At 65.2% G+C, this 10,208-nt stretch carries 13 protein-coding genes and 1 tRNA gene; 9 read left to right on the top strand and 5 right to left on the bottom strand.

Annotated features, from left to right (window positions below; all coding sequences use genetic code 11):
- From A5652_RS09140 to A5652_RS09125, 4 genes are all read left to right on the top strand, one after another.
- Positions 1-421: hypothetical protein (locus A5652_RS09140; RefSeq protein ID WP_067349536.1), on the top strand; the 421-nt coding region annotated here is incomplete at its 5' end.
- Positions 422-504: 83 nt separating this feature from the next.
- Complete coding sequence (locus A5652_RS09135) at positions 505-927, top strand: DUF3052 domain-containing protein (protein WP_007770623.1); 423 nt, start codon at positions 505-507, stop codon at positions 925-927.
- Positions 927-1,388 carry a peroxiredoxin gene (locus tag A5652_RS09130; protein WP_067349525.1) on the top strand — a complete coding sequence of 154 codons (462 nt, stop codon included), beginning with the start codon at positions 927-929 and terminating at the stop codon, positions 1,386-1,388. Before A5652_RS09135 ends, A5652_RS09130 begins: the two co-directional genes overlap by 1 nt.
- 46 nt (positions 1,389-1,434) lie before the next feature.
- A tRNA-Val gene (locus A5652_RS09125) sits at positions 1,435-1,509 on the top strand.
- Positions 1,510-1,521: 12 nt separating this feature from the next.
- Here the strand turns inward: A5652_RS09125 and A5652_RS09120 are convergent.
- A complete protein-coding gene (locus tag A5652_RS09120; RefSeq protein ID WP_232001141.1) occupies positions 1,522-2,052 on the bottom strand; it encodes a TetR/AcrR family transcriptional regulator in 531 nt (176 codons plus the stop codon).
- Here A5652_RS09120 and A5652_RS09115 point away from each other — a divergent pair.
- Both A5652_RS09115 and A5652_RS09110 read left to right on the top strand, forming a co-directional pair.
- Positions 2,026-3,252, top strand: coding sequence for an NmrA family NAD(P)-binding protein (locus A5652_RS09115; RefSeq protein ID WP_232001140.1), 1,227 nt, complete (start codon positions 2,026-2,028; stop codon positions 3,250-3,252). The genes A5652_RS09120 and A5652_RS09115 overlap by 27 nt on opposite strands.
- Positions 3,253-3,254: 2 nt before the next feature.
- Positions 3,255-4,085, top strand: a complete 831-nt coding sequence (locus A5652_RS09110; protein ID WP_232001139.1) for a DUF899 family protein — start codon at positions 3,255-3,257, stop codon at positions 4,083-4,085.
- Positions 4,086-4,194: 109 nt separating this feature from the next.
- Here the strand turns inward: A5652_RS09110 and A5652_RS09105 are convergent, their stop codons facing one another.
- Positions 4,195-4,512, bottom strand: a complete 318-nt coding sequence (locus A5652_RS09105; RefSeq protein ID WP_232001138.1) for a DUF732 domain-containing protein — start codon at positions 4,510-4,512, stop codon at positions 4,195-4,197.
- 229 nt (positions 4,513-4,741) lie between these two features.
- Here A5652_RS09105 and A5652_RS29020 point away from each other — a divergent pair, with 229 nt between their 5' ends.
- Entirely contained in the window at positions 4,742-5,698 is a 957-nt protein-coding gene (locus tag A5652_RS29020) for a peroxiredoxin (RefSeq protein WP_067349514.1), read from the top strand.
- 81 nt (positions 5,699-5,779) lie between these two features.
- Positions 5,780-6,898 carry an epoxide hydrolase family protein gene (locus A5652_RS09095; RefSeq protein ID WP_067349511.1) on the top strand — a complete coding sequence of 373 codons (1,119 nt, stop codon included), beginning with the start codon at positions 5,780-5,782 and terminating at the stop codon, positions 6,896-6,898.
- Positions 6,899-6,903: 5 nt separating this feature from the next.
- Here A5652_RS09095 and A5652_RS09090 read toward each other — a convergent pair whose 3' ends face one another.
- Both A5652_RS09090 and A5652_RS09085 read right to left on the bottom strand, forming a co-directional pair.
- The gene (locus tag A5652_RS09090) at positions 6,904-7,299 is read right to left on the bottom strand and encodes a VOC family protein (protein WP_067349507.1); all 396 of its coding nucleotides are present in this window, start codon (positions 7,297-7,299) and stop codon (positions 6,904-6,906) included.
- A 278-nt stretch (positions 7,300-7,577) separates the two neighbouring features.
- Positions 7,578-8,393: an oxygenase MpaB family protein gene (locus A5652_RS09085; RefSeq protein ID WP_067349504.1), complete on the bottom strand. Its 816-nt coding sequence runs from the start codon at positions 8,391-8,393 to the stop codon at positions 7,578-7,580.
- A gap of 182 nt (positions 8,394-8,575) precedes the next feature.
- Here A5652_RS09085 and A5652_RS09080 point away from each other — a divergent pair, with 182 nt between their 5' ends.
- Positions 8,576-9,532, top strand: a complete 957-nt coding sequence (locus tag A5652_RS09080; RefSeq protein ID WP_067349501.1) for a cobalamin biosynthesis protein — start codon at positions 8,576-8,578, stop codon at positions 9,530-9,532.
- Here the strand turns inward: A5652_RS09080 and A5652_RS09075 are convergent.
- Positions 9,514-10,208 (bottom strand): SURF1 family protein (locus A5652_RS09075; protein WP_067349496.1); only part of this gene is annotated, 695 nt, incomplete at its 5' end. The genes A5652_RS09080 and A5652_RS09075 overlap by 19 nt on opposite strands.

Genomic DNA, 10,208 nt, shown 5'->3' with positions numbered 1-10,208 from the left:
CCAGTCGGTGTCCGCGTCGGTGTCGGCGTCGTCGGTGACCTCGAGCGTCCGGGAGTCGCAGCGGCAACAATCGCTGACCACCAAGGCGGTGCGCACCGCCTGCGCCACGCTGATCACCACCAGCAAGAACGCGATCGACAAGACCAACGAGTTCGTGAAGGCGTTCAACGCCGGCCGCGGCACCGGCCCGACCGAAGGCCCGGCCATCGACGCCCTCAACGACAGCGCCACCACGGTGGGTAACAGCTTCAGCGATGCGATGTCGCAGCAGATCAAGGACGCCTTCAACGCCTACATCGACGCCGCCCGCGCGGTGGCCAACGCCATCGGCACTCATGCGGGCACCGGTGAATTCAACAAGCGGGTCGATCAACTCAACGACACCAAAAAGAACGCGGTGAAACTCTGCCTGGCAACGTAAGGATGCGGAAGTATGGACCAGGCTCTGGCTGTGCGACGATAATCCCCAATCGCATAGCGTGCGGACGTTAAGGAGGCTCCACGGTGGTCGCGGCGGATCACGCCCCGAGCTACGCTCGCAAATTGGGCATCCAACGAGACCAAGTTGTCCAGGAGTGGGGCTGGGACGAAGACACCGATGACGAGATCCGCGCCGCGGTCGAGGAAGCCTGTGGCAGTGACTTGCTCGACGAGGACACCGACGAGGTAGTCGACGTCGTTCTGCTGTGGTGGCGAGACGGTGACGGCGACCTGGTGGACACCTTGATGGATGCGATCGGCCCGCTGGCCGAAGACGGCGTGATCTGGGTGTTGACGCCCAAAACCGGCAAGCCCGGACACGTGCTGCCGGCCGAAATCGCAGAGGCCGCCCCCACCGCCGGCTTGATGCCGACCTCGTCGGTCAACCTGGGGGACTGGAGCGCCAGCCGGCTGGTGCAGCCCAAATCCCGCGCCGGGAAGCGTTGATGCTTTCCGTTGGCACAGCCGCCCCGGATTTCACTTTGCGCGACCAGAATCAACAGCGCGTCACGCTGAGCTCCTATCGGGACGCCAAGAACGTGCTGTTGGTGTTCTTTCCGCTGGCATTCACCGGGATCTGCCAGGGCGAGCTGGATCAGTTGCGCGATCACCTGCCCGATTTCGAAAACGACGACAGCGCGACGCTGGCGATCTCGGTCGGACCGCCGCCCACCCACCGCGTCTGGTCGCTGGACAGCGGCTTCACCTTTCCGGTGTTGTCGGACTTCTGGCCGCACGGCGCGGTCAGCCAGAGCTACGGCGTGTTCAACGAGGACGCCGGTTACTCCAACCGCGGGACGTTCGTCGTCGATCGGTCCGGCATCATCCGCTTCGCCGAGATGAAACAGCCCGGCGAGTCCCGCGACCAGCGGCTCTGGACCGACGCCCTGGCGGCGCTGCGGGGCTGAGATTTTGGGAACTTGGACCTCGGGCGGGTAGCCTGCCCGCAGCGACGGGCGCGTAGCTCAGTGGTAGAGCTCTGGTTTTACACACCAGCGGTCGGCGGTTCGATACCGTCCGCGCCCACCAGTGTTTTACAGATCAAGGCTTATTCGAGGCGACTCCGAATTTCACCTGGGCCGGCTGCTCGAATCGGCCCGCCGCTACGGCTTGATCGATCAGAATCACCGCGGCCGATTGCGCGTGCACCATCGGGGAGGTGTCGTTGAGTGCGGTCGCCAGTGCAATCGCTCCCTCGAAGAGCACTGCGAGTTGATTTGCAAGTTCGCGTGGGTTAGTGACGCCGAGTTCGCCACAAGTGTCAGCCAACCGAGCGATGAATGCTTCTTTGTGCGCGCGCACGATGTCGTGTACTTCCGGCAACTTCCCGGCCGCCTCCACAGCGGCGTTGTGGAAGGGGCATCCGCGTACTTGCTTGTCGTTCCCCCGCTCGAAGATTGCCAATAAGCGGTCCCGCGGCGCTAGCCCCGGTCTGTCCAGCGCCCGCTCCCGCGGCACTGCGCGGGTCGCGTCGACGTCGCGCAAGTAGGCCCCGACGATCTCGTCCTTGCTTGAAAAGTGCTTGTACAGCGTCCGCTTGGACACATGGGCGTGATCGGCGAGTTGGTCCACACCCGTGGCGTGGATGCCGTCGCGGTAGAAGAGCACTCGCGCAGCGGCCACGATCCGGTCGCGCGCCCCGCGGCCGCCGCGCTCGAACGCCACTCGGGAAGCCTTATCCATACTTTTCACGACCAGAAGTATACCGAACTGTTTACAAGAAGAGGTCTACGCGGTAGCGTGGCGTTCGACGAAGTAAACAGAACGGTGTACCTGAATGCGGTTCGCGTCATCCGCCGTGGAGCAGCGGATTGTCGGACACATCGTGATCGAAGGGACGTGTTGGAGATGTCAGGCGAAGGGTTGTTCCTCATAACTGCGGCGACCGGGAAGACGGGGATGCACGCGACGTCCGCTCTGATCAAGCGAGGGCTCCGTGTGCGTGCGCTGGTGCGCAGATTCGACGGACGAAGTGATCAGCTCGCGGCCCTGGGCGCTGAAATCGCACAAGGCGATCTGCTCGATTTCGACGACGTAAGCTCGGCTCTCGCGGGCGTCGCCGGCGCATATTTCTGCTACCCGATCGACCCCGGCCGGTTGCTCGAAGCAACGGCAATCTTCGCCCAGGCTGCCACCGAGACCGGAGTTCGCTCGGTGGTCAACATGTCCCAAATTTCGGCGCGGCGTGAAGCAACCAGTCACGCGGCGCGCCAACATTGGTTGGCGGAAAGGTTGTTGGACCGCTTCACCTTCAGAACCACACACATCCGGCCCACCTTCTTCGCTGAATGGCTGATAGCGCAGTGGTGGCGGCGCGACGGCGAAGCGGTATTGCGACTACCGTTCGGAGCCGGACGTCATGCTCCGATAGCTGCGGCCGATCAAGGACGCTTCATCGCCGCCGTCCTCGCTAACCCGGAACCCCACGACCGCCAGACCTACCCGCTGTGCGGTCCGGTCGAGCTGGACCACTACGAGATCGCCAGCAAGCTGTCCCACGTCCTCGAAATGCCCGTCCACTATCAGCCCGTCGAAATTTCGGAATTCGCCAAAGCATTGGAATTGCAAAGCCGCACACCATTTCTGGTGCAGCACATCAGCAGCGTTGCACAAGACTATCGAGACGGCATCTTCTCCGGCGCCAACAATCTCGTTGAAGTCGTCACCGGCACGCCGGCGATGACCGTCGAAGAGTTCGCACGGGCTAACAGAGCGGCATTCGATGGGCCTGGACTCGCGGCCCGCCCAGCCGAGATGCACGTGCAATCCTGACGTTGGCGAAGAAGCGACGCCTTGAGTTCGCACGGGATTTAAGTACAAGGAAAGTAAGAGACATGGCGCCTAAGGGCAACCCACGCGACATGATCGCGTGGCGGGAGACACTTTGCGACCCCGATATCAGATTCCCGGGTGAATCGAGCGAATACCGGCGCGCACGAAACCGATTGCTCGAGGCAGAAGACGCGCTGCGGCAGCTCAGCGAACGGGTCGCCGCCCAACGCAGGGCACTCCCGGCCGGCGGGCTCGTCGCAGAGGACTACATCTTCGAGTCCGCGTCCGACGGAAACGAGGTGAGATTCACGCAACTCTTCGCGCCGGGCAAGGACACGCTGGTGATTTACCACATGATGTTCCCGCGCTGGTCAAAAGATACCCGCGCGGGTGCGGCTGGGGGCCACACGGCCCTCCTGCCGCTTGCCGAACAACCGTGCCCCTCATGCACTTCGGTCGTCGACGGACTCAACGGTCCGGCCACCCACATCGCCGATCGGATAAACCTCGTCGTGGTGGCGAAGACTGATCCGGCTCGGCTGGACAGCTACGCAAAGGAACGCGGCTGGGACAATCTGCGGTTGGTCTCCTCGCGCAAAAACACATTCAACCGCGATTATCACGGGGAAACGCCGGAGGGCGAGCAGCTCCCAGTCCTGAACGTATTCTCGCGAGACGGGGATGCAATTCACCACCGGTGGGCGAGTGAGCTGACGTTCGTGCGCGGCGACAACAGTCCCATTGACCCGATCTGGCCGATTTTCGGCATGCTCGACCTGACTCCGAATGGGCGCGGCGAAACAGCCGCCTATCCATCACTGCAATACGAATAGAAACGATCGTGCGTGCGGCGGGGATACCGAGCGCAGGCAGAAGTGGCCTCACGTCGCAGGCATCGTCCCAAACCGGCGCCGCCCGCATTTCGTGCCGCGAATCGCTCGCTTAGGAACTGGCGGCCGCCGTCGTGGTGGTCGACGAGATCGCATCCGGACAATAGGCGCTGGCCGCGATCGCGGTGAACTTCTCCGCTTTCTCCTCGGTCAGTGCGGCTGCCTTCGATGTCATCGATTTCGCGATATCTGCCATCGCCGTGCCGCCACCGGCCGCCGAGCACACGTAATGGGCGGCCTGAATAACCTGCGCCGGATCGTTATAGGTGAAGCCGGCCGAATTCAGCGACGCGAGGAACGCGTCGTCGGTGTCGTCGGCGTGCGCGGGCACCGCCAAACCAATCACGGCCACCACACTGGAAATCGTCAAAACGAGCTTCATAAATTCGAGATCGTCCCAGATCCGCGGGGCATTCGCGGCTCACGAAACAATTTGTAACAATCGTCAACCTTCGATTAACAGCCGCACGCCTGCCGAGTTAGGCGGGCAGGCCCGTGATGACGTGCCGGACAGCGTCACCCGGCATTCGTGAGCTGTTATCTTGACCGAATTGTCCGAGTGTGCTTCGCGCAGCCCACCCCGGCGTTACTCTTTGCCGATGATCGCGGGCGAGAAGGCGCCTGACTTCACTCTGTTGGATCACACCGGTCGGCCCCGGGCGCTGTCCGCGCTCCTTGCCGAAGGGCCGGTTGTGCTGTTCTTCTTCCCGCTGGCGTCATCGCCGATCTGTACGGCCCAGGCTTGTCACTTTCGGGACCTGAGCAACGAGTTCGTCACCGTCGGCGCCCAGCGGGTGGGCATCAGCACCGACACCGTTGACAAGCAGGCCCACTTCGCCCAGCAGCGCTCGTTCGACTATCCGCTGCTCTCCGACGCGGACGGCGTGGTGTCCGAGCTGTTCGGGGTGCGCCGAGGCAGATTCGCCAAGCTACGTCGATCCGTCGTCGCGCGTGACGAGGCCCGGCGTGGCCGGCACGCCCGGCGCCGTGGCCTGCTGGCCCGGCTGCTGCCGGTCAGACGGACCACGTTCGTCATCGACACCGACCGCACCGTACTCAAAGTGGTCTCCAGCGAGCTGCGCGCATCCGTGCACGCCGACCAGGCCCTGTGGTTCTTGCAGCACCACATGGGGCCGCATAGTTCGCCACATGCGGGTGGGAAACATTCCGACGCGCATGAGGACGAGGCCACAGAACGAGAGACCGCGAACGAGCCGAGCCTGGTCCGGCCATACGCACTGACGGGAGGCCGTACCGACGCTGGCGTCGAACTGGCACTCGAGGCACCGGTTGAAGCCCTCGACACCACGGCGAAGCCGCCGCGCTGGCCGAGAAACGATGTGCGGGGCCAGATTCTGACATATTGCGTGCAGAGCCCGTCGGTCGCCGAGATCGCCGCGCGTCTGTCCCTACCGCTCGGTGCGACACGGTTCCTGGTCGGCGAACTGGTGACACAGGGCTATCTGCGGGTGCACGCACCCCTCGGCGACTCGATGACGATCGACGAACGACGTGAACTGATCGGCAGGACCCTTAGTGGCCTGCGAGCACTCTGAGAGGTCGGCCTCGACGAAGGCCTAGGGCCGCCGCGCCGGGGTGCCTGCCGCCGCTCACGCGACCGAGGGCAGTATGAACGCGTGAAACCGTTCCGCATCGACGTTTCTGACGACGTTCTCGATGATCTGCGATCGCGGCTGGCCCGTACGCGTTGGCCGGAGGCCGAATGCGTGGACGACTGGAGCCAGGGCGTGCCGTTGGCCTACACGCGTGAACTGGCCGACTACTGGGCCAACAACTACGACTGGCGAGCGCGGGAGGCCGGGCTCAACCGGTTCGATCAGTTCACCACCGAAATCGACGGTCTCGACATTCATTTCATCCATCAGCGTTCACCGCACGCCGACGCCTTTCCGCTGGTGATCACGCACGGCTGGCCGGGTTCAATTGTGGAGTTCCACAAGGTGATCGAACCGTTGACCAACCCCGCCTCAGAACACGCCGAGGAGGCCTTCCACGTCGTGTGTCCATCGCTTCCGGGATATGGGTTTTCCGGAAAACCCACCAACACCGGCTGGGGCGTGGAGAAGGTCGCCGAGGCATGGGAAACCCTCATGCTGCGCCTGGGGTACGACCGCTACGGCGCTCAGGGCGGTGACTGGGGCGCGGCCGTCACGACACAGATCGGCCGCAACGTCGGCCACTGCGTGGCCATCCACCTGAACATGCCGGTCGGACGGCCCACCAAGGATTCACTGACGAACCCGACCGACGAGGAGCAACGAGCGCTGGCCGGGTTGGCCAACCACCGCAAGTGGGGCACCGGCTATTCCAAGCAACAGTCCACCCGGCCGCAAACACTCGGCTACGGGCTGGCCGATTCGCCCGTGGGGCAGCTGGCCTGGATTGTCGAAAAGTTCTGGGACTGGGCCGATTGCGACGGGCATCCCGAAAACGCGGTGAGCCGGGACGAGCTGCTCGACAACGTGATGGTGTACTGGGTCACCAACACCGCCGCGTCGTCGGCGCGCCTGTACTGGGAGAGTTTTGCGGTGTGGGGCGGCGGCGATCGTGTCGAATTGCCCACGGGCGTAGCGGCTTTCCCCGGGGAGCTGCTCAAGGCGCCACGTAGCTGGTGCGAGCCTGTCTACAACATCACCCACTGGACGGACATGCCGCGTGGCGGGCATTTCGCGGCGTTCGAACAACCGGAGCTATTCGTCGAGGACCTCCGCGCGTTCTTCGCGACGGTGCGCTGAGCCGATCAGCCGGGCGGGGCGAAGAACTCCAAGGCGATACCGTCGGGGTCGCGAAAACTCAATCCCGAGCCGTAGGAAGCGTCCACGATGCCGCCGTGCTCGATACCCAGATCACCCAGCCGGGTGACCCAGTTCTCGAGGTCGGCGCGGCCGGCGCAACCGAAGCCGACATGGTCGAGCCCGACGCGATGTTCGCTGAACTTTTCGTCGGGCGCCGCGCGGTCGTGCTGATGGATGCCGAATATGGTGCCCCCGTCGAGCATCCACACCTGATGGTGAAATCCGGCGTCGGTGTGTTCGTCGAGGATCGGGTCGGCGCCGAGCAGGTTGCGATACCACGGGCCGCTGACGTTCATGTCGCGCACCGTGACCGCGACATGGTTGAGCGCTGGAAAGGTCATGCCTTGCCACGCTAGTCCGCTTTGCGCGGTTTGCCGACCATTGGGCCGCTGGCCGAGTACCCACCATCCACCGCCAGGGCGGCGCCGGTGACGAACGAAGCTTCATCGCTGGCGAGAACAATGCGGCGGAGGCCAATTCGGCGCGCCGGGATCTGTCGAACCATGCTTCGTCGGTGTCGGCCAGGGCTGCGTGTGGGCCGCCAAATCCCGCGTTGTTCAGCAGCACATCCAGTCGGCCGGTGATGATGGCACCCTACCGGCGAGACGGCCTTGCCCATTCAGACGATCCGCCAGCCGCGCCGGGCGCGAAACCGCATGTCCCACAGGTAGATTCGATAGAGCAGGATCCAGGCGTCATGAAGGATGAACAGGTCGGCCAGCCGCAGCACCGAAAGCAGCCACTCGAACCGGCGCTGCTGGCGCGGCGACCATTCGAGCTGCATCATCGCCCGAAATTCCGGAGCCAAAAAGCCCGTCGTCGCGAACAGGTTGAGCGGGCCCCCCAGCACCCGCAAGGGCCACGGCAGAAACGCCATGGCAGCCACCCCGCGCAGATGTTCGCGCACCGGAGGGTCGATGTGCAGTTCTTCGAGCGAACGCTTCCAGTACGCGTCAAAGGCGGCCCGGTCCGGCGGCCACATGCTCTCGGGCACCTGCAGCGTGGTGCCCAGCCGCTTGCCGTCTTGATAGACGTTGTCGGCGGTCGCGTCGTCCAGCGGGCCGTACAGGAACTCGTGTTGCTCAACGAAGTACCGGTACAGGCAGGACGCCACCCACAGCTGCAGCTTGGGATCGAAAGCGTTGTAGGACACCGGACTCGACGATGTCGACCGCACCTGCCTGTGCGCGCCGTCGACGGCGGCGCGGATCATCGCCCGGTCGGACTCGGTCCCGATGGCCGCGACCGCCAGATAGGTGCCGGTGGTGCGGGCTCGCTTGAACGGATGCTTGTAGACGTTGCCGCTGTCCACGGGACTCTCCAGCACGCCATAGCCGACGCCGGGCAGGGACAACTGCATAATCACGTTCGCGGCGGGCAACAACAACGCCGCCGGATTGAGCAGGTCTGCGATCCGGGTTGCGGGGCGTTTCACTGCGGACCTTGCCTGCTGGGCCTCATGGCTTCGAGTAGACCATCCCCGGATCGGCACGATCAATGATCTGGCGGCGTTGTATCCGCCCGAGAGTGGCCGTCCTGATCGTGCTGATCATCGTCGTGATCGTGGCGGTCGCCTAGTCGACGGAGCCGCGACGTTCGGTGTGAGACGCTGCCGAGGTGGTTACGAGGCAGGCGCGGATCGCGGGCGTGGCGATCGGCTACCTGGCCGACCGCGCGCTGGGCGACCCACGCCGGGGTCATCCGGTCGCGTTGTTCGGCCGAACCGCCGTCGCGCTGGAGAACGTGACCTACCGCGACAGCCGGCTCGCCGGTGCGCTCCATGTCGGCGCGCTGATCGGGGCGGTGGGCGTGTTCGGTCTGGCGCTACAGCAGGCCGCCGCGCGGCGCGGCCTGATGTGGTCGATCGCGACGACCGGCGCGGCCACCTGGGTCTCGCTCGGCGGAACCTCGTTGACCCGCACCGGAATGGACATGTCGGAGCGGCTGGAACACGGCGACGTCGAGGCCGCGCGTGCACTGCTGCCATCGTTGTGCGGGCGCGATCCGGCGTCGCTGGACCGCGTGGGTCTGACCCGCGCGTCCCTGGAATCGATCGCCGAGAACACCTCCGATGCCCAGGTGGCACCGCTGCTGTGCGCGGCGGCCGGCGGTGTGCCCGCGGTCCTGGTGTATCGCGGCATCAACACCCTGGACTCGATGGTCGGCTATCGCTCCCCGCGCTATCTTCGATTCGGTTGGGCCGCGGCGCGATTGGATGACATCGCCAACTTTCTCGCGGCGCGGGTGACGGCGTCGCTGGCGGTGCTGCTGGCGCCGCTGGTCGGCGGATCACCGTCGGGTGCGGCGCGGGCCTGGCGCCGCGATGCCGCCCGCCATCCCAGCCCCAACGCCGGCGTCGTCGAGGCGGCCTTCGCCGGGGCGCTGGGCGTGCGCCTGGGCGGTCCCACGCCGTACCGCCACGAGCTGCAGATCCGGCCCCCACTCGGCGACGGCCGCGAGCCGACGGTGAGCGACCTGCGGCGCGCGGTGACGCTGTCGACGCTGGTGCAAGCGGGCGCCGCGGGGTTGGCCGGACTGTTGATGTACCTGTCGGGTTACCGACGGCGGCCGTAACGGTCGGCGAGTTTGGCCTCGACGGACTGCGGCGCCGCCGGTGCTTCCGGTGCTGGCGCGGTCTCGGCCGCCGCCGACGCCCGGTGTTGCTTCTCCTGACGGCGGGCACGGATCTCTGAGTAGGCGAAATAGCCCAACCCGATGGGGGCGAGGATGCCGAACGCGATCCACTGGATGCCGTAGGACAGGAACGGGCCGGCGTCCAGCTGCGGCACACCGACCACGCCGAGCCCACCGGGCTGACCGTCGATCAATTGCAGGTAGGACCCGGCCAGCGGGGTCTTGGTCAGCACCGCGACCTGTTCGGTGTCGATCGAATACACCTGCTGCACACCGTCTCCCACGAACGGATCTTTGTTTGCCGCGGCGGTCTCGGAGTCGCGTAGTCGCGCCGTGATGGTCACCGGCTGCGCGGGCGGGCGGGGGATCGGCGGCACATGCGACCCCTCCAGGGGGCGCACGTATCCGCGGTCGACCAGCACGGTCGGTCCGCCGTCGACGACGAATGGCGCCAGCACCTCAAATGCCGGCTTCGAGTCGATCACCCGCAGCCGGGCCAGTACCTGCACGTCCGGCAGATAGTGCCCGGTTGCGGTGACCTGGCGCCACTGTGCGTCCGAAGCTGTTGAATTCTGCTGCGGCAGCAGCGTTTTCAAGGGGACCGGCGCGGTGTTCA

This window comes from Mycobacterium sp. 1165178.9 (assembly GCF_001673555.1).
Classification (GTDB): Bacteria; Actinomycetota; Actinomycetes; order Mycobacteriales; family Mycobacteriaceae; genus Mycobacterium.
The sequence above is the reverse complement of the archived record's forward strand: the minus strand, read 5'-3'. Positions and strand labels throughout refer to the sequence as shown.

Bases quoted from the DNA above. Each gene is read 5' to 3' on its own strand.
- A5652_RS09130 (WP_067349525.1), top strand. From the start codon at position 927: ATGCTTTCCGTTGGCACAGCCGCCCCGGATTTCACTTTGCGCGACCAG.
- A5652_RS09115 (WP_232001140.1), top strand. From the start codon at position 2,026: ATGGGCGTGATCGGCGAGTTGGTCCACACCCGTGGCGTGGATGCCGTC.
- A5652_RS29020 (WP_067349514.1), top strand. From the start codon at position 4,742: ATGATCGCGGGCGAGAAGGCGCCTGACTTCACTCTGTTGGATCACACC.
- A5652_RS09090 (WP_067349507.1), bottom strand. From the start codon at position 7,299: ATGACCTTTCCAGCGCTCAACCATGTCGCGGTCACGGTGCGCGACATG.